Source organism: Kitasatospora sp. NPDC059673 (assembly GCF_042734215.1).
GTDB lineage: Bacteria > Actinomycetota > Actinomycetes > Streptomycetales > Streptomycetaceae > Kitasatospora.
This window is the reverse complement of the sequence record NZ_JBHWEN010000008.1, coordinates 120,470-140,901: the sequence shown is the minus strand read 5'-3', so window position 1 is coordinate 140,901 and position 20,432 is coordinate 120,470. Positions and strand designations below refer to the sequence as shown.

Genomic DNA, 20,432 nt, shown 5'->3' with positions numbered 1-20,432 from the left:
GGGGCGGGAGGTACCCCCACGCGCCCCTGATTTCGCACCCGTCCGCTCGCGCCCGTGACAACCCGGTGTGTTGACCCGGTTCGGTCATGTGGGAAAGTCTCCGGTCAGGTGTCCGAGTGGCGGGGAGCAGTGACGTGGGTCAGCCGAGCGGGGAATTCCGGGGGGACGGGGTACGCCCGCGGGGTGGGGAACTGGTCAGCGGTGAGCGGCTGGTGGTGGTCGGGGGGCCGGAGGGGTCGGAGGCGCGGCGCTGTCCGGACGAGTGGCTGCCGCAGCCGCGGCGGATCCGCGGGTTGGTGCAGGCGCGGCCGGAGTTGGGGCCGTCTGCGGCGGTGGGGCCGCTCGCGCTGGGGGCCGGGCCGGGGGATCTGCCGCTGCTGGACCGTGACGGCGACATCGAGGCCGTGCTCGGGCAGCTCCGGGAGGGCCGTTCGGTGCGGCTGGTCGGGCAGGCCGGTTCGGGCCGTTCCGCGTTGCTCGCGGCGGTCGCCGAGGCGGCGGGAGAGCTGGCGCCGGACGGCGTGGTGCGGCTGAGCGGCTACCGCCGGACGTCCGCCGATCTGTTGCAGGACCTGTTCGCGACGACCCATCAGGCGCCGGACTTCCGTCCCGACCGGGAGCAGTTGGCCGAACTGCTGGCCGGGGTCGCCGCGGTGGTGGTGATCGACGACGTGGAGCCGTCCGGCGAGGAGCTGGAGGAGCTGCTCGCGCTGGCCCCCGAGTGCGCGTTCCTGGTCAGTACCGCGCCGGACGCGCCGCCCTCGCCGCCCGGTTCGCGGTTGCGGGACCACCTGGTGGCGGGCCTGTCCCGGCCGGCGTGTCTGACGCTCGCGGCGCGGCTGGCGGGACGTCAGCTGGACGAGGCCGAGCGGGCCTGGGCGGTGGACCTGTGGTTCGAGTCCGAGGGCCTGCCGCTGCGATTCGTCCGGGCGGCCGCCCTGCTGCGGCAGCGGGATGTCGCGGTGGACGCGCTGGTCGCCGCGCAGGAGGACCGGCGGAGCGTCTTCGGCTTCGCGCAGGAGTACGAACTCCCCAACGATCCGGCCGAGTTGGAGGCCGAGCTGCGGGCCGGGGTGTCGCTGCCGTCGGTCGGGGAGAGCGCCGCGCCGGCCCGGCTGCTGGTGCAGGGCCTGGGCGAACCGGCCCGGCGGGTGCTGCGGCTGGCGCTGGCGCTGGGCGGGGAGTGCCCGACCGCGCCGCACCTGCCCGCGCTGATCGACGTCGGTCTCGGCGAGAGCGCACTGCAGGAGCTGGTGGACAACGGCCTGGCGGTGTCGGTGGGCGGCCACCACCGGCTCACCGAGGGCGTGCTCGCCGCGCTGCTGCCCGAACTGGAGGCCGACACGCACGGGGAGCCCGCCCCGTTCGCCCCCGGCGGGGTCGCGCACGGCGCGGCCGAGCACCTGTCCTGGTGGGTCGGCCACGCCTCGGTGACGACCCGCCAGGTCGCCGCCGAGGCCGAGGTGATCCTCGCGGTGCTGGTGGCCGAACGGAACGCCGACCGCCCCGAACAGGTGCTGCGGCTGGCCCGGGCCGCCGCGCCCGTGCTCGCCCTGTCGCTGCGCTGGGGCGCCTGGGAACGGGCCCTGCAACTCGGCCTGGAGGCCGCCCGGATGCTCGGCGGATCCGCCGAACAGGCGTGGTTCCAGCACGAGTTGGGCGTGTACTCGCTGTGCGTGGGCAACTCGCAGCGGGCCGTCGCCGAACTGGAGGCCGCGCTCGCGCTGCGCGCCGCCGCCGGCGACCAGCGCGGCGGGACGGCCGGCCGGCGGATGCTCGACCTGATCCGGCTGGAGGAGACCGCGGCGCTCACCCCCGGCGCCGGCGACACCCAGCCGGACCGTGGCCGGCGCACCATCCGGGCGATCGCCCAGGTGCCGGCCCGGCTGCGCAAGCGGGCCCCCGCCGGGACCCGGAAGACCGCCCTCGCGGCGGGCGCCGCCGTGATGGCGCTCGGCGTGCTCGGCACCGCGATCGGGGTCGCCGTCAGCAGCGAGGACAGCCCCGCCGGGAAGCAGCCCGGCACCTCCGCGGACGACATCGTTCCGGAGCCGGGCGCCACCACCACCCCCCGGCCCAGCAGCAGCCCGCGGCCGTCGGCGAGCGACAGTGCGACGCCGTCCGACAGCCCGTCGGAGTCGGCCAGCGGCAGCCCGACCACCAGCCACCGGCCGAGCGGCAGCCCGACCAGTGCGAAGCCGAGCACCTCGACGAGTGCCACCAAGTCCTCGTCCTCGCAGACGAGTTCGCCGCCGCAGACCACCAAGCCGTCCAGCTCGGCGTCCAGCTCCGCGCCTCCCAGTTCCTCGTCCAGCCCCACGACCTCGACCTCCCCGGACCCGTCGGGCAGCCCGACGGGCTAGGAATCCAGCCAGGACTCGATGGCCTCCCGGGTCAGGTGGCCGCTCGCGATCAGGTCCGCGTAGGAGGACCAGGCCGGGCAGGCGAGCATGGCGGCGGTGAGGTCGTCGGGGGTGGCGGGGCCGAGGGCCTCGGTGTTGAGGCGGTGGGCCAGGACGAAGTGGGTCCGGCGGTCGGTCAGCCAGGTCTGGGCGGCGGCGAAGCCTTCCTCGGTGTGGACGCGGCGCAGTGGTGCGAGCCAGGCTTCGCACCACCAGGCGGCGCGGTCGGCGTCCGGGACTTCGGCGAAGGTCGGGGCGAGGGCGGCGGCCAGCCGGCGGCGGTGGTCGGCCTCGTCGCCCGCCAGGTGCGGGTACTCGGCGGCGAAGTGGTGCCACTCGGTCTCGGCGGGAACGCTGTCCGGGCCGATCGGCCGCGTGGCGAAGCGGATGTCGGCGGCGGCGAAGATGTCGCGCAGCACCGTGTAGCGCAGGCGGGTGGAGCCGGCCAGCAGGGCGGCGTCGTACACGTCCTTGCCCTGCGGGTAGCTGTCGGTGGCGAGCCACAGGAGCTTCCAGGCGAGCGAGAGTTCGCGTCCGGCGACGTTCAGCACCGCGCCGGGGGCGACCTCCAGGGGCTCGGCGGGGACGGGCAGCTCTTCGTTGAAGACGAAGTCGAGCTGCAGGGTGCCGTCGGGCAGGCCGTCGGCCTCCCAGACGAGCATCAGGCGGCGGCCCGGGGCCCGTTCGTACGTCCAGATGTCCTCGGTGGCGCTCTGTTCGGGCCGGAAGCGGATCGGGCCGGAGGTGGCGGCGACGGCGCGGGTGAGGCTGTCGAACAGGTCGGCGGTGCGCGGGTCGTCGAGCATCCAGTCGGCGGGGGTGACGACGAAGTCCAGGTCGCCGGGTTCGCGGGCCGCGTCGCCGAACCAGGCCTTCAGCACCACGGAGCCGCGCAGCACCAGGTGGCCGGCCCAGCCGGAGGCGGCGACGGCGGCGAGGACGGTGTCCATCGCGGTGCGGCGGGCCGCGTACCAGGCGGCGCAGAGGGCGGGGTCGGTGAAGCGCGGCTCGCCCGCCCGGTAGGCGTTGTCGAACTGCTTCAGGGCGGGGTCGAAGACTGCGGGCTGGGTGGCCCGCGGGTCGTCGATCGCGAGGTGCGTGCTCGGCCAGTCGCGACGGTCCTCGGGCAGCGGGTGGTGGTCGGGCATGGGGCCTCCTCGGTCAGCGGGTGGTCGCGGCGTCGTCGAGCCAGCCGGAGTCCAGTCCGATCGCCGAGTCGTGGACCACATACTCGCGGGTGACCTTCAGCGGCGGGAAACCGGCCGCGGTCAGCGCGGCGGTCAGGCGGTCGAGGCGGGAGCCGGCCGTGGTCAGGCCGAGGCGGTGGCAGCGCTGGGTGACGAAGTACTGGCGGTGGCCGCCGGGTTCGGTGCGGCGGGCGTTCCAGGAGACGTGGGCGTGGTGGCCGCCGGCGGCCCGGACCAGGGCGTCGCGGGGGACGTCCGGTGCCAGCCGGACCTTCACGTGGTGCTCGAAGTAGCAGGCGGCGTCGGCCAGTTCGGCCTCCGCGTCGGTGCCGGGGACGCCCGGGGTCCAGGGGTCGGCCTCGATCTTCACCCGGACCGGGGTGAACCCGGCGGCCCGCAGCCGGGCCGTCTCGGCGGCGGCGCGATGGTGCTGGGCGGCCAGGGTGCCCTCGCTCTGCCAGGACAGCATCGGCTGTGAGGGGTGCCGGCCGCGGGCCAGCAGGATGTGGGTGAACTCCAGACCGTGCGTGTCCGCCCACCCGGCCAGCGCCCCGGCCTCGGCCGGGGCCAGCGTGAGATGGGTCTCGTACCGGCCGACCGGTTCAGCGCTTCGCACGGGCATGCGGGGATCCTGGCAGGCGGGCGCGGGCCGTGGCGCACCGGGGTCGGCCGGGCCCCCGCCGCCGGGTCAGAACAGCTTGAGCTTGTCGTCGTCGATGCCGCGCAGCTCGTCGTAGTCGAGGACGACGCAGCCGATGCCGCGGTCGGTGGCGAGGACGCGGGCCTGCGGCTTGATCTCCTGGGCGGCGAAGATGCCCTTGACGGGGGCGAGCAGCGGGTCGCGGTTGAGCAGGTCGAGGTAGCGGGTGAGCTGCTCGACGCCGTCGATCTCGCCGCGGCGCTTGATCTCGACGGCGACGGTGGCGCCGTCGGAGTCGCGGCAGAGGATGTCGACGGGGCCGATCGCGGTGGGGTACTCGCGGCGGATCAGCTGCCAGCCGGCGCCGAGGACCTCCATCCGGTCGGCGAGCAGCTCCTGCAGGTGGGCCTCGACGCCGTCCTTCACCAGGCCGGGGTCGACGCCGAGCTCGTGGCTGGAGTCGTGGTGGACGTCCTCCAGCGTGATGATCAGCTTCTCGCCGGCCTTGTTGGTGACCGTCCACACACCCTCGCCCTCCTTGAGGGAGCACGGCGGGGACATCCAGTTCAGCGGCTTGTAGGCCCGGTCGTCGGCGTGGATGCTGACGCTCCCGTCGGCCTTCACGATCACCAGGCGCACGGCGGAGGGCAGATGTGCAGCGAGGCGGCCCGCGTAGTCCACGGTGCACTTGGCGATTACAAGACGCATGGGGACAAGCCTACGGCCCGCCGGGAGTGCCCCCGTCCCTGTTCGATTTCGGAGGGGGTGCGGAGAGGGGGCGCGCGATGGGGGAGGTGCGCCGGCGTGCAGTGGGTCGAGGGGGCGCGATTCGCGAGACAGGCGGCTGTCCGGAGGGGGCCCCGGGGGCCGTTTGAAGCGAGTGTCCGCAGAGCGGGTGTGGGGCGGCCGGGAGGGGCGAAACATGGTGACCGCACGGCCACCCGCGGTGAGCCGTGCCAGCTCGGCGTACAGGGTCGGTGCACAACTGATTCCGGCCAATCTCGGCCTCGACGCGGCGATTCGGGCGGCAATCCCCGGATTCTCCAGCCGGGCCCGGGAAGGACTGACACGCTGGTCTGAACCCCCTGGCCAGGACCTCGACGTACGCGGCGTCACCCCCAGCCCGCCGTGCCGTCGGAATCGAACATCGCGCGCGGTTCACCGCACGTCCGTCCAACGCACCCTCAGCACACCGGAACGACCGCCCCGTCGAATCCGCCGGGGCGGACCGCGAGAGGAGAACCCATGTCGCTCGACGTCTCACCGGCCCTGTTGGAGAAGGCCGAACGAGGCGAGGTCGACGAGCGGGAGTTCGTCGACTGTGTCCGCACCTCGCTGCCCTACGCCTGGGACATGATCAGCTCGCTGGTCGCCCAACTCAAGGTCGATGGAACCGACTTCGCCGACAACGAGGTCCCCCCGCCGAGCGAGAAGGAACGCGGACAGCTGCTCCGGGCGATGGCCAGCGATGCCATCCGCGGAGCACTGCAGCGCCACTTCGGCGTCCAGCTGGCCTTCCAGAACTGCCACCGGGTCGCGGTCTTCGCCCCCGGCCCCGACACCGCGGAGCGGCACGCCCGCTTCACCTCGGTCCGCGCCCAACTGCTCAACCAGTCGCCCGAGTTGCGCGACTGCTGAGACCCGACACGCCCGAGCGCGGGTCGCCCCGGACCCAACCGGACGGGGCGGCCCGCGGGCGTGTGCCCGGCGCGGCAGCGGGCCGTGCCTCGGCCGCTGCCGGGCCGTCCGCCTGCGGGCGGGCGGGTGCTCAGCGCAGCTGCGGCAGCACCTCGTCGCCGATCCGGTCCAGGTTGTGCAGCGTCGCCGCGGTGTCCCCAGAACCCTCGGCGAGCAGCGCGAACCGCCGGATCCCGGTGTTCTCCGCCGTCGCCCGCAGCCGGTCCGCGCACTGCCGGGGCGTGCCCACCGCGTGCAGGTCGCACAGCAGCTCGGTGTACGCCCGGGGGTCACGCATCGACCGTTCCCGGCCGTCCACCGTGCGGTGCGCGCCCAACCCGTACGCGAAGAAGTCCGGCATCGCACGCAGCAGGCTGGCCCGGGCCGCGCCCGCCCGGTCGTCGACCTGCACCACGCCCGCCGCGACGTGCTCCCGCTCCACCCGGGACAGGCCCTCCTCGCCGCGCCCGGCGGCCCGCCAGGCCGTCCGGTAGGCGGCCAGCATGTCCCGCTTGTCCTCGTCGCCCGAGTGCATGCCCAGCAGCATCGGCAGGCCCCGCTCGGCGGCCGTCCGCACCCCGGCCGGCGAGGTGCAGGCCATCACCACCGGCGGGCCCGACTGCGGCTGCTGCGCGGGCTCCTGGCGCTGCCTCGGGATCACCGCGGTCGCGGGGGCGGCCCCGTCCAGGCCCAGCCAGCCCGTCAGGTCCGTCCGCCGGGCCGGCTCGGCGGCCCGTGGCACCACCGCCACCTCCGGGAAGTCGAACTGCGGCCCCGAACCGCCCACCCGGGCCCCGCGCAGCCAGCGCAGCAGCAGGTCCAGGCGCTCCGGAAAACCCCGCTCGTACGCCTCCAGGCCGCCGCCGAACACCGCCAGGTCGATCCAAGGCCCGCCGCGGCCCACGCCCAGCGTGAACCGGCCACCGGAGGTCAGGTGCAGCAGTGCCGCCTGCTCGCCCAGCGCGACCGGGTGACGGGTGCTCAGCACGCTGACGGCGGTGCCCACCCCGATCCGCCGGGTGCGGCCCAGCAGCATCCCGGCCAGCGTCGCCGCGTCCGGGCAGACCCCGTACGGCACGAAGTGGTGCTCGGCCAGCCACACCGCGTCCAGACCGACCCGCTCGGCGGCCAGCGCCGCCGAGACGGTCCGCTCCAGCGCCTCGCCGTGGCTCTGCCCCGGGAACTGCGCGGACAGCAGGAAGGCCCCGACCCGGATCGCGTCGGTATCGGCCCCCGGCCCCTGCTCCGGCACCGGCTGCACAGCCGGCACCACCCCTCGGCCGGCCGTTCGCCGCTCGGCGGAGCGGGCATGCGGGCGGGCGGTGGTTTTCGTCATCGGGCGTGCCTCCTCGGTGCGCGCAGGGTTCGCGGGCCCCGCCGTGTCACCACGTGAGTAACCCATGTCATGTGCCAATGGCACGTCGAAACCTCAATTTGCCCAAGAGAAGGGTGGATTACCGTCGAATCGCTGTGGCCGAACGGTGATCCGTGCTAATGGCGCGGAAGGGGCCGCTGTGATGCCTGTGGCCGCTGGGACAGCCCGGCCGCCTGGGGTGGCGCCGACCCGTACCCTTGAGGGACAACGCGCCGGAACGAGGGGTAGTCACGTGTCACCGCGCCGCAACCGGATCCAGAAGTCCGAGGACCGCGAGAGCGCCGCGCCGATGGGCGGTGGGCTGCGTCGGGTGGAGTCGTACCGGGGCGAGGACTGGATCGTGCAGACCGTGGCCGGTACGGCCGGGCGGTACTACCGGTGTCCGGGGTGCGACCAGGAGATTCCGCCCGGGGTCGGGCACGTGGTGGCGTGGCCGGACCACGGCAGCGGGGTGGACGACCGGCGGCACTGGCACCGGGCGTGCTGGGGAGCGCGGGAGCGCCGCGGCTCCAACCTGCAGCGGGGCCGCGGCGCTCCGAGGTACTGACGGGGCCGACGAGGTACTGGCGGCGGGTCAGGCGTCGCGGTGCTTCAGCACCAGGTAGCCGCCGAGCAGGGCGGCGGCCGCCCAGGCCGCGCAGATCAGCAGGCCCGTCCACGGGCCGTAGGGGTGGTCCGAGGTCTGGTAGACCTGGAGCGCCGCCGAGCCCGCCCGGTCGGGGAAGTAGCGGACCACGTTCTCCACCTTGGGGACGATCGCCAGGATCGGTGAGACCAGGAAGAAGAACGGGATCAGGATGCCCAGCGACAGCACCTGGTTGCGCAGCATCATGGTGACCCCGATGGAGAACAGGCAGAGCAGGGTCAGGTAGCAGGCCGCGCCGAACACCGCCCGCAGTACGTGGGGCTGGCCGAGGTCGGTGTTGTACTGGCCGAGGGCCGCCTGCCCGAGGAAGAAGGCGACGAACACCGTCACCAGCGAGACCAGCAGCGCCAGGACGCCCAGTACCAGCGTCTTCGCCCCCATCAGAGTGCCGCGCTGCGGGACGGCGGCCAGCGACACCCGGATCATGCCGCTGGCGTACTCGTTGCCGACCGCCAGCACGCCGAACACGATGATCGCCAGCTCCCCGAGCGCGATCCCGGCGAGCGAGGTGGCGGTGGCGTCGAACGGGCTCCGATTGTGCTCCCTGAACTGGGTGTAGTTGAGCTTGGTCAGCAGCGAGATCGCGAAGCCCATCGCGACCACCACCACGAAGGTGACGACGAGCGTCCACACGGTGGAGCGGATGCTGCGGACCTTGGTCCACTCGGACTGCAGGACAGCGGGGAACGCGGCCATCTCAACTCTCCTTTCCGGCCTGACGGGCCTCCCGGCGGGCGTCCCAGCCGGCGCCCCAGGCGGGCTGTTGCCGCGGGGCCGTCGCGTCGCCGGGGACTTCGGTGCGGTACTCCACGGAATCGGCGGTCATCTGCATGAACGCGTCCTCCAGGGACGCCTGTTGGGGGCTCAGCTCGTGCAGGGTGATGCCGTGCGCGGCGGCCAGGTCGCCGAGGAACGCCGGGTCGCCGTCGGTCACCTCCCAGGCGCCGTCCGGGCCGGGTTCGGCGGTCAGGCCGGCGGCCCGCAGCGCGTCCAGCAGTTGCTCCTGCTGCGGGGTGCGCAGCCGCACCGAGGAACGCGAGTTCTGCTTGATGAACTCGGCCATCGGCAGGTCCGCCAGCAGCCGGCCGCGGCCGATCACCACCAGGTGGTCGGCGGTCAGCGCCATCTCGCCCATCAGGTGCGAGGAGACGAACACCGTGCGGCCCTCGGCGGCCAGCGACTTCATCAGCCGGCGGATCCACACGATGCCCTCGGGATCGAGCCCGTTCACCGGCTCGTCGAACATCAGGATCTTCGGGTCGCCGAGCAGCGCCGAGGCGATGCCCAGGCGCTGGCCCATGCCCAGCGAGAAACCCCGGGCGCGCTTCTTCGCGACGGCGGTCAGGCCGACCAGTTCGAGCACCTCGCCGACCCGCTCGCGCGGGATCCGGTTCGACTGCGCCATCCACAGCAGGTGGTCGTGGGCGGTCCGCCCCGGGTGCGCGCCCTTCGCCTCCAGCAGCGCGCCGATCTCCCGAAGCGGGTCCTGGACGGAGGCGTAACTGCGGCCGTCGATGGTGACCTTGCCGGCGGTGGGCCGGTCCAGGTCGAGGATCATCCGCATGGTGGTGGACTTGCCCGCGCCGTTCGGGCCGAGGAAGCCGGTGACCACGCCCTCCGGGATCCGGAAGCTCAGATCGTCCACGGCCAACGTGTCGCCATAACGCTTCGTCAGGTGGTGCAACTCGATCATGTGCCACTCCTTGGTCTGGGGCCAGGGTAGGACAGAAGTGGATGAATCGGGCGATCGTCGTCCGGGGCGCGGCGCCCGGGGCCTACGGTGGAGCCATGACCTCCCCCAGCGCGCCGGCCGTCCGCGAGAACGGCACCGGCACCCCGCTCGTCCTGCTGCACGCCTTCCCGCTCTCCGCGCGCATGTGGGAAGGACAACTGGAACGCGTACCCGGCCCGGCCGGGGACGATGCGTGGGTGGTCGCACCGGACCAACGCGGCTTCGGGGCCGCGCCGCTGGGGGAGGAGCCGCCGTCGCTGGACACCGCCGCCGACGACCTGGCGCACCTGCTGGACGAGCTCGGCATCGAACAGACCGTGCTCGGCGGCCTGTCCATGGGCGGCTACGTGGCGATGGCCTTCGCCCGCCGCCACCCCGAACGACTGGCCGGCCTGATCCTCGCCGACACCAAGGCCACCCCCGACACCGACGCCGCCCGCGCCAACCGCGAACGCATCGCCACCACCGTCCTCGAACGCGGTAGCGCCGACCTGCTGAACGAGGAGAACACCGCCGAGAACCTGCTCGCCCCCGGCACCGACCCCGAACTCACCAGCGCCGTCCGGCAGATGATCGCCGAGGCCGACCCGGCCGCGGTCGCCTGGGCGCAGCGCGCGATGGCCGCCCGCCCCGACTCGCTGGAGGTGCTGGCCGCGCTGGAGGTGCCCGCCGCCGTCATCGTCGGCGAACTCGACACCGTCACCCCGCTCGACGAGGCCCGGATGATGGCCGACGCCCTGCACGACGCCGAACTGACGGTCATTCCGGCGGTCGGCCACCTGTCCTCGCTGGAGGCCCCCGAGACCTTCAACGCCGCCGTCCGCGCCTTCCTCAAGCGCCTGAAGCAGCACGGCCCCTGACCATGACGGAAGGGCCCGGAGGAGTCGAACTCCTCCGGGCCCTTCCTGGCTGTTCTCAGCGGGCTGCCCCTCACGGGGCCGCCGTCAGCGCGACTGCTGCGCCGGGACGCCCAGCGAGTCGTCGGTCGGCAGCGAAGCCGCGGCGACCGCCGCACCGGTCAGGGTGGCCAGCATCTCGCGGACGTTGGTCAGCTGCGCGTTGATCGAGTCGCGGCGGTTGGTGAGCGCCGCCAGCTCGCGCTCCGACTCGCTGCGGACCCGGTCGGCCTTCGCGTTGGCGTCGGCCACGATGTCCTCGGCCTGGCGCTGCGCGGTCTCGATGGTCTGACGGGAGCGGCGCTCGGCGTCGGTGCGCAGCTTCTCCGCCTCCAGGCGGAGCTGCTCGGCACGGTGCTCGATCTCGGCGAGGCGCTTCTCCGCCTTGGCCTGACGGGCCGCCAGGTCGCGCTCGGACTGCTCCCGGCGCTTGGCCAGGTTGGTCTCGAACTCCAGGGCGGCCTGCGCGGCCTTGGTGCGGGTCTCCTCGAAGAGGGCGTCCGCCTCCTCGCGCTTGTTCTGCGCGTCCTTGTTGGCCTCGGCGCGCAGCTGCGCCGCGTCCGACTTGGCCTTGTCGACGATCCGCAGGCCCTCGTCCTCCGCCTTGGCCTTGCGGTCCTTGGCGTAGTTCTCGGCCTCGGTGCGGACCTGCTGCGCGGCGGCCTCGGCCAGCTCGCGGTGCTGCTCGGCGGCGCGGTGCGCCTCGTCGCGCAGGTCCTTCGCCTCCTCCTCGGCGAGGCGGAGGATCTTCTCGACCCGGGCGCCGAGGCCCGCGTAGGAGGGCTCCGCCTCGGTGACCGCCGCCTGCGCGGTCTGGGTCTCCAGGTGGAGTTCCTCGATGCGCTTCTCCAGCGCGCTGATCCGGGAAAGCGCACTGTCTCGGTCGGCCACCAGCTTGGCGATCCGCTCGTCGACCTGGGCGCGCTCGTACCCACGGCGTACCAGGTCGAAGCCGTGCGGGGAGTGACTGTCGCTCATGGGATTTCTGGGCTTCCTGTCGTCAAACCGCTGAGATGGTTGAGGGAATCCTGACACGGTACCGGAGTGTCAACGACGAAACGCCGTTGGTTGACGGACAATCTCCGCTCAATCGGGTGGCGCGCCCCCGGAGCGATTGCCTCCCGATCGTGGAGAGCCCACCCCGGCACCGGCCTTGGGCCCTCCGTCCTTCTTGTTGCCCCCGTTGCTGTGGGCCACCGGCGCGGGCGCCTCGAACGCCTCCAACGCCGACAGCACGTCCTGGACCCGAGAGATCTCGGTGTTGATGTCCTTGCGGCGGCGCACCAACTCGTCCAACTCCCGCTGGCCCTCGTCGGTCACGCGCTTCGCCTCGGCCTTTGCCTCGGCGAGCAGCCGCTCCGCCTCCTCGGCGGCCAGCCGCAGCTGCTCCTCGGCATCCGAACCGGCCCGCCGGATCCGCTTCTCCGACTCGTCGTCGGCGCGCTTGAGCCGGGACGCGGCCTCGTCGGCAGCCGCCTCCAGCTTCTCCTCGGACTCCATCTCGGCGGCCTTCAGCTTGGCCTCGGCCTTGATGATCAGCGCCTCGGCCCGGGTGGTGGAGTCGGCGAGCTTGTTCTCCGCCTCCTTCAGCAGACCCTCCGCCTTGCGCACCGCCGAGATCCGCACCCGGCCGGCTTCCGCCGACGCCTCCGAGGTCAGCTCGGACGCCCGCGACTCCGCCGCCGCGATCAGCCCCGCCGCCCGCTCCTCGGCCTCCGCGACCTGCGCCTGCGCCTGCTCCTCGGCCTCGGTCAGCTGCTCCTGGGCCGCCGTCACCAGCGCGTCCACCCGCTCGCCGGCGGACTTCATCGCCTGCGCGTTCTCCTTGCGGGCCCGCTCGTGCAGCGCCTCGATCTCGGAGTCGGTGCGCTCGCGCAGCTCCTCCGCCCGGTTGCGGATCGCGGTGGAGTCCCGGCGGGCCTCCTTCAGCAGCGCGTCCGCGTCCGAACGGGCCTTCTCCACCTCGGCCCTGCCCTGCGCCTCGGCGGTCGCGACCAGCCGCTCGGCCTCCTTGCGGGCCGCCGTGACCAGCGCGTCGGCCTGCTCCTCGGCCGCCGCGGCCGCCGCCAGCGCCTCCTGCTGGGCCTGCTCGGCGAGCTGCTCGGCGTCCGCGAACGCCTTCTCCAGCACCGACTTGGCCTGCTCGCGGGTCGCCTTGTCGTACGACTCGGCGGCCTCCCGCAGCTCCGCGTCGAAGGACTCCGCGCGGGACCGGATGTCCGCGTCGAACTCCTCCGCCAGGGTGCGGGTCGCCAGCGCGTACTCCTCGGCGTCCGTACGCAGCGCCGCCGCCCGCTCCTCGGCGTCCGCCAGGGCGGCCGCCGCCAGCTCGTCCGCCTCGGCCAGCGTGCGCTGCGCCCCGGCCTCCGCAGCGGCGCGCTGCTGCTCGGCGAACTCGGCCGCCGAGGTGTGCAGTTCGGCGATCTCGCGGTCGGTGGTGGCGCGCAGCTCGGCGACCTTCTGCGCGGTGGCCTCGCGGAGTTCGGCGGTCTCGATGTCGGCGATGGCGCGCAGCTCGGTGGTCTCGCGCTCGGCAAGGGCGCGGAGTTCGGCGACCTCCTGCTCGGCGGTGGCGCGCAGTTCGGCCGTCTCGCGGTCGGTGGTGGCGCGCAGTTCGCGGTCGTAGGCGGCGGCGCTCTCGCGCAGTTCCTGGTCGAACGCGGCGGCGGCTTCGCGCAGTTCGGTGGTCTCGCGCTCGGCCGTGGCGCGCAGCTCGGCCACCTCGCGGTCGGCGGCGGCCCGCAGCTCGGCCGTCTCCCGCTCCGCCGTGGCACGGAGCTCGGCCGCGTCGCGCGCGGCGGCCTCGCGCAGCTCGGTGGTCTCGCGGTCGGCGAGGGAGCGGAGCTCCGCGACCTCCTGCTCGGCGGCGGCCCGCTGCTTGGCGATCTGCTTGGTCGCGGCCTCGTGCAGGCCCGCCACCGACTGCCGGACCTCGGCGGCCTCCTGCTCGGCCAGCGCGACCAGCTCGGCCGCCTGCGCCTCGGCCTGCGCCCGCAGCTCCTCGGCGGTGCGTTCGGCGATGGCGCGCAGCTCGGTGGTCTCGCGCTCGGCGAGGGCGCGGAGTTCGGCGACCTCCTGCTCGGCGGTGGCGCGGAGTTCGGCCGTCTCGCGGTCGGTGGTGGCGCGCAGTTCGCGGTCGTAGGTGGCGGCGCTCTCGCGCAGTTCCTGGTCGAACGCGGCGGCGGCTTCGCGCAGTTCGGTGGTCTCGCGCTCGGCGAGGGCGCGGAGTTCGGCGGCCTCCTGCTCGGCGGTGGCGCGGAGTTCGGCCGTCTCGCGGTCGGTGGTGGCGCGCAGTTCGCGGTCGTAGGTCTCGGCGTCCGCGCGCAGTTCCTGGTCGAACGCGGCGGCGGCTTCGCGCAGTTCGGTGGTCTCGCGCTCGGCCGTGGCGCGCAGCTCGGCCACCTCGCGGTCGGCGGCGGCCCGCAGCTCGGCCGTCTCCTGCTCCGCCGTGGCGCGCAGCTCGCGGTCGTAGGTCTCGGCGTCCGCGCGCAGTTGTGCGGCCTCGGCCCGATCGGCGGCGGCTTCGGCGGCCAGCGTCTCGGCCTCGGCGTGGGCGGCGGTCAGTTGCTGGTCGGCCTCGGCGCGCACCCGCTGGGCGTCCTGGGCGGCGGCCTTGCGGACGGAGGCGGCCTCGCCGTCGGCGGCCTCGCGGATCGCGGTGGCCTCGGCCAGCTTCTGGGCGGACAGCGCCTGCTCGCGCTCCAGCTCGGCGCGGGCCGCCTCGCGGGCGGCGGCGGCCTCGTCGCGCAGCGCCTGGGCGGCGTCCTCGGCCTGTTCGGCGACCAGGCGGGCGGCGTCCTCGGCCGCGGCGCGCACGAGCCGGCCGGCCTCCTCGGCCTCGGCGCGGTGCTGTTCGGCCCACTGGGTGGCGTCGGCGAGGGTGGCCTCGGCGATGGCGTCGGCCTCGGCGCGGGTGGCCCGGGCGGCGGCCTCGGCCTGCTCGCGGGTCTCGGCGGCGTTGCGCTCGGCGGCGGCGCGCTGCTCCTCGACGGCGGCCTTCGCGGCGGCGAGCAGTTCGTCGCGGGCCTGCGCGGCGGCGGTGGTGAGCTTCTCGGCCTCGGTGCGGGCCCGGGTGAGGGTCTGCTCGGCGCGGCCCTGGATGGCGGCGGCCTGTTCGCGGGTCTCGGTGCGCAGCCGTTCGACTTCTTCGGCGGCGCCGGAGCGCAGCGCGTCCGCGTCGGTCTTGGCGCCCGTGAGCAGTTCCTCGGCCTGCTTGGCGGACTCCTCGATCTGGACGGCGGCCTGCCGGCGGGCCTCGGCGCGGACCCGTTCGGCCTCGGCCTCGGCGGCGGAGCGCTGCTCCTCGGCCTGTTCGCGGGCCTTGGCGGCTTCGGCCTGCATCCGCTCCAGCTGCTCGCGGATCGAGGCGGCGTCCTCCATGGCGGCGTTCTGCGCCTGCTCGACCGCCTCGCGGGCCTGCTCCAGCAGCGTGCTGGCCTCGGACTTGGCGTGCTCGACCAGCCGTTCGGCCTCGGCGGCGGCCTCGCCGCGGGTGTCCTCGGCGTCGCTGGTGGCGCGGGCGAGCACCTCCTCGGCCTGCTTGGCGGCCCGGGCGATGCGCAGCGCGGCTTCCTTGGCGCCCTCGGCGCGGCCGGTCTCGGCGGCTTCGGCGTGCAGGCGTTCGGCTTCGGCGGTGGCCTGTTCGCGCAGCTCGGAGGCCTTGCGTTCGGCGGTGGCCCAGTGCTCGGCGATCTCCTTCTCGGCGTCGGCGCGCAGCTCGTTGGCGACGGATTCGGCGGCGCCGCGCAGGCGTTCGCTCTCCTCGGAGGCGGCGGCCTTGGCGGCGTCGGCCTCGGCCTGGGCGGTGGAGGCGGCGGCCTTGATCAGTTCGGCTTCGCGGGTGGCGGCGGCCACCATCTTGGCGATCTCGGCCTTGGCGGTCTGCGAGCGCTGCTCGCTGGCGGCGGTGCCGTCGGCGACCTTGCGTTCGGCCTCGGCGGCGGCTTCGGCCTGCAGGCGTTCGGCGGCGGCGAGGGCTTCCTCGCGCATCCGGGCGGCCTCGGTGCGGGCCCGTTCGGCCTCGGCGAGGGCCTCGGCGCGCAGCCGCTCTATCTCGGCCTGGGCGCTGACCAGGGCGGCTTCGGCGCGCTCCTGGTCGGCGCGGGCCTGCTGCTTGAGTGCGGTGATCTCGGCTTCGGCGGCGGCGAGCTTCTGCTCGGCGGCGGCGTGCGCCTCGGCCAGTTGCTGCTGGGCGGCGGTGGCGGCGGCGGCGCGTTGTTCCTCGGCCTGGGCGCCGGTCTGCTGGGCCTGCTCGGAGGCGGCACGCAGCAGGCGTTCGGCGTCGGACTGGGCGCGCAGCAGGGCGGCTTCGGCGCGGGCCTGGGCCTCGCCGCGGGCGGCGTCGACGTCGGCGGCGGTCTGCGCGCGGGCCTGGTCGGCGAGGGCGGCGGCCTCGGCGCGGACGGCCGCCATCATCCGGTCGGCCTCGGCGCGGGCCTCCTGGAGCAGGCGCTTGGCCTCCTGCTCGGTTCCGGCGCGGGTCTGCTCCGCCCAGTTGACGTTTTCGTTGACGTGGCGTTCGGCGGCGGCGCGGAACTCGGCGAGTTCCTCCTCCAGCCGGCGGCGCCGGGCGTTGAACTCGGCCTCCAGCTGGGAGGTGCGCTCGGCGGCCTCGGCCATCATCCGCTGGGTCGCGGCCTGGGATTCGCGGTGCTGGCGTTCGGCGTCCGCGCGCAGGGCCTCGGCCTGCATCTCGGCGTTGCGCAGGAGCTGTTCGGCCTGGCCGGAGACGGAGTCGAAGGCACGTGGCTGGGCGAGCTGCCGACGGGCCTCGTGGAGCTTGGCCCGGAGCACCTCCACCTGGTAGGCGAGGTCGTCGGCGTGCTCGATCGTCTTGTCCCGCTCCTTGCGGGCCTTCTCCAGCTCGGCCTCGAACTTGGAGAGGTGATCTTCAACGCGGTCGTAGCCCCGCACTCCGCGGTCCCGCCCATCTCCTGGTCGCGTCCTCGACCGGCTCCGTTCCGCCCCCTGGCCTTGCCGGGGCCGGACCGGGTCGGTCCTTGCCACCGCTCCGCCGTCCGGGTGGACTCCTGAGCGGTCTGTTGCCTCTGGAGAATGGTGACAGATCCGAACGGCGACCGTTCGGCCGTGCCCGCGTCGTGGACTCCCCTGCGGTGCGCGGACCGGAGGTACCTGCGCACCTGGGCATTGTAGTGGGAGCCGTGCCGGGGGGAATGGGGGCGAGGTCCTTTTCGGAAGTTACCGCTCGGTTCGTTACCGCTCCGTCAGGCCCCGTACGGGCGTTGACCGGGCCCCGTACCGGCCCCGTTCGGGGCCCGTACGGCCTGCGGTCAGTGCTCGCCCGGCTCCGCGCCGGTGACCAGCTCGGTCAGCACGCCGCCGCAGTCCTTGGGGTGCAGGAAGGTGATCCGCGAGCCCATCGAGCCGCGCCGGGGCTCCTCGTACAGCACCCGCACGCCCTTGGACCTGATGTCGGCGGCGTCGGCGTCGACGTCTGCCGTGCCGAAGGCGATGTGGTGCACACCCTCGCCGTTCTTGGCCAGCCACTTGGCGACGGTGGAGTCCTCCCGGGTGGGCTCCAGCAGCTGCAGGTAGGAGGCGCCGCCGTCCCCGGTGTCGTTGATCTTCAGCATGGCCTCGCGGACGCCCTGCTCCTCGTTGACCTCGGAGTGGAACACCTCGAAGCCGTAGGTGCTGCGGTAGAACTCGACGGTCCTGTCCAGGTCGAAGCAGGCGATGCCGATGTGGTCGATGCGGGTCAGCACGGGGGCCTCCGAGGGAGTTTGGGGGGTGGCACTCAGTGCAGCGCATGGCGGCGACCGCACGCCAGCAGCACGCCTTGCGAGTCTGCTCACATCGGAGTTTCCCGCGAGGGAACTTCCCGGAACTGGCACGGTGTTCACTGGAAGGTGCCAGTAGCGCTGATCACATCCTCGCGGCGGTGACGCGGCGGTAACGGATCAGTACATTGACCGCATCCCCATACCCTCTGGTCCGACGCGCGAAGGGGCTCGTCCATGACTACTTCTGTGATCGTCGCAGGTGCGCGCACCCCGATGGGCCGCCTGCTCGGCTCGCTCAAGGGATTCTCCGGCGCGGAGCTGGGCGGCTTCGCGATCAAGGCAGCGCTGGAGCGGGCCGGTGTCTCCGGCGAGCAGGTCCAGTACGTGATCATGGGCCAGGTGCTGCAGGCCGGCGTCGGCCAGATGCCGGCCCGGCAGGCCGCCGTGAAGGCCGGCATCCCGATGAGCGTGCCCGCGCTCAGCATCAACAAGGTGTGTCTGTCCGGCCTGGACGCCATCGCGCTGGCCGACCAGCTGATCCGGGCCGGCGAGTTCGACATCGTGGTGGCCGGCGGCCAGGAGTCGATGACCAACGCCCCGCACCTGCTGCCGAAGTCCCGCGAGGGCTTCAAGTACGGCGCGATCGAGATGCTCGACGCGATGGCCCACGACGGCTTGACCGACGCCTACGAGAACATCCCGATGGGCGAGTCCACCGAGAAGCACAACACCCGCCTGGGCATCGGCCGCGAGGTGCAGGACGCCATCGCCGCCGCCTCCCACCAGCGGGCCGCCAAGGCGCAGGCCGACGGCGTGTTCGAGGCCGAGATCGTCCCCGTCGCGATCCCGCAGCGCAAGGGCGACCCGGTGCTGTTCAGCCAGGACGAGGGCATCCGCGCCGACACCACCGCCGAGGGCCTGGCCAAGCTGCGCCCGGCCTTCACCAAGGCCGGCACGATCACGGCCGGCACCTCCTCGCAGATCTCCGACGGTGCCGCCGCCGTCGTGGTGATGAGCAAGGCCAAGGCCGAGGAGCTGGGCCTGAGCTGGATCGCCGAGATCGGCGCGCACGGCAACGTCGCGGGCCCGGACAACTCGCTCCAGTCGCAGCCGTCCAACGCGATCAAGCACGCCCTCGCCAAGGAGGGCCTGGAGGTCGCCGACCTCGACCTGATCGAGATCAACGAGGCGTTCGCCGCCGTCGCCCACCAGTCGATGAAGGACCTGGGCGTCACCGACGAGATCGTCAACGTCAACGGCGGCGCGATCGCGCTCGGCCACCCGATCGGCATGTCCGGCGCCCGCGTGGTGCTGCACCTGGCGCTGGAGCTGCAGCGCCGCGGCGGCGGCGTCGGCGCGGCCGCGCTGTGCGGCGGCGGCGGCCAGGGCGACGCCCTGATCGTCAAGGTCCCCGCGCAGGGCTGACCGACCCTCAAGTCCCCGTGAGGCGGCGCCTGCCGCCTCACGGGGCTCCCGTCTTTGTGCTGCGAGGAGCAACCCGATGGCCGATGTGGCGACGCTGGTCGAGCAGGCCCGGCAGGGCCGCCCCCGGGCGGTGGCCCGGCTGATCACCCTGGTGGAGAACGCCGCCCCCGAGCTGCGCGAGGTGATGGCCGCGCTGGCCCCGTACAGCGGGCGGGCGTACACGGTGGGCCTGACCGGCTCGCCCGGGGTGGGCAAGTCCACCTCCACCTCGGCGCTGGTGACCGCCTACCGCAAGCTCGGCAAGCGGGTCGGGGTGCTCGCCGTCGACCCGTCCTCGCCGTTCTCCGGCGGGGCGCTGCTCGGCGACCGGGTGCGGATGCAGGAGCACGCCACCGACCCGGAGGTGTTCATCCGCTCGATGGCCACCCGCGGCCACCTCGGCGGCCTGTCCTGGGCCGCCCCGCAGGCGCTGCGGGTGCTGGACGGGGCGGGCTGCGACGTGATCCTGGTGGAGACCGTCGGCGTCGGCCAGTCCGAGGTGGAGATCGCCGCGCAGGCCGACACCTCGGTGGTGCTGCTCGCCCCGGGCATGGGCGACGGCATCCAGGCCGCCAAGGCGGGCATCCTGGAGATCGGCGACGTGTTCGTGGTCAACAAGGCCGACCGGGACGGCGCGGACGCCACCGCCCGGGAGCTCAACCACATGCTCGGCCTCGGCGAGTCCCGGCAGCCCGGTGACTGGCGGCCGCCGATCGTGAAGACCGTGGCCGCCCGCGGCGAGGGCGTGGACGAGCTGGTCGAGGCGCTGGAGAAGCACCACGGCTGGCTGGCCGAGACCGGCGAACTCGCCGCCCGCCGCCGGCGCCGGGCCGCCCAGGAGGTCGAGGCGATCACGCTGGCCGCGCTGCGGGCCCGGATCGGCGACCTGCACGGCGACCGCCACCTGGACGCGCTGGCCGGCCAGGTCGCCGACGGCACGCTCGACCCGTACACCGCCGCCGACCGGCTGGTCGCCGAACTGACCGGCTGAGCGGCCCAGGGCCTGTCCGGGCGGTCTTGTCGCCCGGCAAGAGCGGCCGGACAGGCCTTCGTTCAGCTCCGGCCGCGCAGCGCCCGCAGGTGCTCGACGATCGGGGCGAGGGCGGCGTACATCGCGTCCAGCTGCTCGTCGGTGAAGCGATCGATGAAGTGCTCGCGGACGCTGCGCACATGGTCGGGGGCGACCTTGCGCAGCGTCTCCCAGCCGAGGTCGGTCAGGTGCGCGTAGAGGCCGCGGCGGTCGCCGGGGCACTCCTGACGCAGCACCAGGCCGGCCGTCTCCATCCTGGTGATCTGGTGGGAGAGGCGGCTCTTCGACTGGAGGGTGGCGGTGGCCAGGTCGGTCATCCGCATCCGGCGCTCGGGGGACTCGGAGAGCACCACGAGGATCTCGTAGTCGTTGATGGCGAGATTGTGCGCCTGCAGTTCCCGGCTCAGCTGGTGTTCGAGCAGCTTCCCGACCTCCAGGTGGGCGCGCCAGAACCGCTGCTCACGCGCGTCCAGCCAGGGCGCGTCCTCCTCCGCGGGGGAGGCGGGGACCGCCGGCGCTTCGGTCACAGGAGTATCCATGTGGCCGAGTATAGCCGACATTGTTCAATGTTGTACAAATTCACGCTTGGCGAAGCATGTGAGGGCGATGCGCCGTGGCCAGCATTGATACGTACCCGTAC

16 protein-coding genes are annotated in these 20,432 nt (G+C 73.8%); 6 read left to right on the top strand and 10 right to left on the bottom strand.

Features of this window, described 5'->3' with window-relative positions:
- Positions 1-134 precede the first annotated feature (134 nt).
- Positions 135-2,363, top strand: coding sequence for an ATP-binding protein (locus ACFV18_RS12450; RefSeq protein WP_380482194.1), 2,229 nt, complete (start codon positions 135-137; stop codon positions 2,361-2,363).
- Here ACFV18_RS12450 and ACFV18_RS12445 read toward each other — a convergent pair.
- The 3 genes from ACFV18_RS12445 to nucS form a co-directional block, all read right to left on the bottom strand.
- Positions 2,360-3,550: a nucleotidyl transferase AbiEii/AbiGii toxin family protein gene (locus ACFV18_RS12445; protein ID WP_380482192.1), complete on the bottom strand. Its 1,191-nt coding sequence runs from the start codon at positions 3,548-3,550 to the stop codon at positions 2,360-2,362. The two genes, ACFV18_RS12450 and ACFV18_RS12445, sit on opposite strands and share 4 nt — an antisense overlap.
- Before the next feature lie 13 nt (positions 3,551-3,563).
- Complete coding sequence (locus ACFV18_RS12440) at positions 3,564-4,211, bottom strand: hypothetical protein (protein ID WP_380482190.1); 648 nt, start codon at positions 4,209-4,211, stop codon at positions 3,564-3,566.
- Positions 4,212-4,277: 66 nt separating this feature from the next.
- Positions 4,278-4,937, bottom strand: a complete 660-nt coding sequence (gene nucS / locus ACFV18_RS12435; RefSeq protein ID WP_380482189.1) for an endonuclease NucS — start codon at positions 4,935-4,937, stop codon at positions 4,278-4,280.
- A gap of 537 nt (positions 4,938-5,474) precedes the next feature.
- On the opposite strand from nucS, the gene ACFV18_RS12430 reads away from it, so the two are divergent.
- Positions 5,475-5,867 carry an SCO5389 family protein gene (locus ACFV18_RS12430; protein ID WP_380482187.1) on the top strand — a complete coding sequence of 131 codons (393 nt, stop codon included), beginning with the start codon at positions 5,475-5,477 and terminating at the stop codon, positions 5,865-5,867.
- A gap of 130 nt (positions 5,868-5,997) precedes the next feature.
- On the opposite strand, the gene ACFV18_RS12425 is transcribed toward ACFV18_RS12430, so the two are convergent.
- Positions 5,998-7,122, bottom strand: a complete 1,125-nt coding sequence (locus tag ACFV18_RS12425; protein ID WP_380482344.1) for an LLM class flavin-dependent oxidoreductase — start codon at positions 7,120-7,122, stop codon at positions 5,998-6,000.
- 391 nt (positions 7,123-7,513) lie between these two features.
- On the opposite strand from ACFV18_RS12425, the gene ACFV18_RS12420 reads away from it, so the two are divergent.
- Positions 7,514-7,828: an ATP/GTP-binding protein gene (locus ACFV18_RS12420; protein ID WP_380482186.1), complete on the top strand. Its 315-nt coding sequence runs from the start codon at positions 7,514-7,516 to the stop codon at positions 7,826-7,828.
- A gap of 27 nt (positions 7,829-7,855) precedes the next feature.
- Here ACFV18_RS12420 and ACFV18_RS12415 read toward each other — a convergent pair whose 3' ends face one another.
- Together ACFV18_RS12415 and ACFV18_RS12410 are read right to left on the bottom strand one after the other, a co-directional pair.
- Positions 7,856-8,623 carry an ABC transporter permease gene (locus tag ACFV18_RS12415; RefSeq protein ID WP_380482184.1) on the bottom strand — a complete coding sequence of 256 codons (768 nt, stop codon included), beginning with the start codon at positions 8,621-8,623 and terminating at the stop codon, positions 7,856-7,858.
- A 1-nt stretch (position 8,624) separates the two neighbouring features.
- Entirely contained in the window at positions 8,625-9,620 is a 996-nt protein-coding gene (locus ACFV18_RS12410) for an ABC transporter ATP-binding protein (protein WP_380482183.1), read from the bottom strand.
- Between the two features lie 95 nt (positions 9,621-9,715).
- On the opposite strand from ACFV18_RS12410, the gene ACFV18_RS12405 reads away from it, so the two are divergent.
- Positions 9,716-10,519, top strand: coding sequence for an alpha/beta fold hydrolase (locus tag ACFV18_RS12405; protein ID WP_380482181.1), 804 nt, complete (start codon positions 9,716-9,718; stop codon positions 10,517-10,519).
- An 84-nt stretch (positions 10,520-10,603) separates the two neighbouring features.
- On the opposite strand, the gene ACFV18_RS12400 is transcribed toward ACFV18_RS12405, so the two are convergent.
- From ACFV18_RS12400 to mce, 3 genes are all read right to left on the bottom strand, one after another.
- Positions 10,604-11,533: a cellulose-binding protein gene (locus ACFV18_RS12400; RefSeq protein WP_014138112.1), complete on the bottom strand. Its 930-nt coding sequence runs from the start codon at positions 11,531-11,533 to the stop codon at positions 10,604-10,606.
- Positions 11,534-11,641: 108 nt separating this feature from the next.
- Entirely contained in the window at positions 11,642-16,468 is a 4,827-nt protein-coding gene (locus tag ACFV18_RS12395; RefSeq protein WP_380482179.1) for a hypothetical protein, read from the bottom strand.
- A 377-nt stretch (positions 16,469-16,845) separates the two neighbouring features.
- Entirely contained in the window at positions 16,846-17,280 is a 435-nt protein-coding gene (gene mce / locus ACFV18_RS12390) for a methylmalonyl-CoA epimerase (RefSeq protein ID WP_380482178.1), read from the bottom strand.
- 252 nt (positions 17,281-17,532) lie between these two features.
- Between mce and ACFV18_RS12385 the strand changes: the two genes are divergently transcribed.
- Positions 17,533-18,723, top strand: coding sequence for an acetyl-CoA C-acetyltransferase (locus ACFV18_RS12385; RefSeq protein WP_380482176.1), 1,191 nt, complete (start codon positions 17,533-17,535; stop codon positions 18,721-18,723).
- A gap of 76 nt (positions 18,724-18,799) precedes the next feature.
- Complete coding sequence (gene meaB, locus ACFV18_RS12380; RefSeq protein WP_380482174.1) at positions 18,800-19,753, top strand: methylmalonyl Co-A mutase-associated GTPase MeaB; 954 nt, start codon at positions 18,800-18,802, stop codon at positions 19,751-19,753.
- 62 nt (positions 19,754-19,815) lie between these two features.
- Here meaB and ACFV18_RS12375 read toward each other — a convergent pair whose 3' ends face one another.
- Positions 19,816-20,331: a MarR family winged helix-turn-helix transcriptional regulator gene (locus ACFV18_RS12375; RefSeq protein WP_380482172.1), complete on the bottom strand. Its 516-nt coding sequence runs from the start codon at positions 20,329-20,331 to the stop codon at positions 19,816-19,818.
- Positions 20,332-20,432 lie beyond the last annotated feature (101 nt).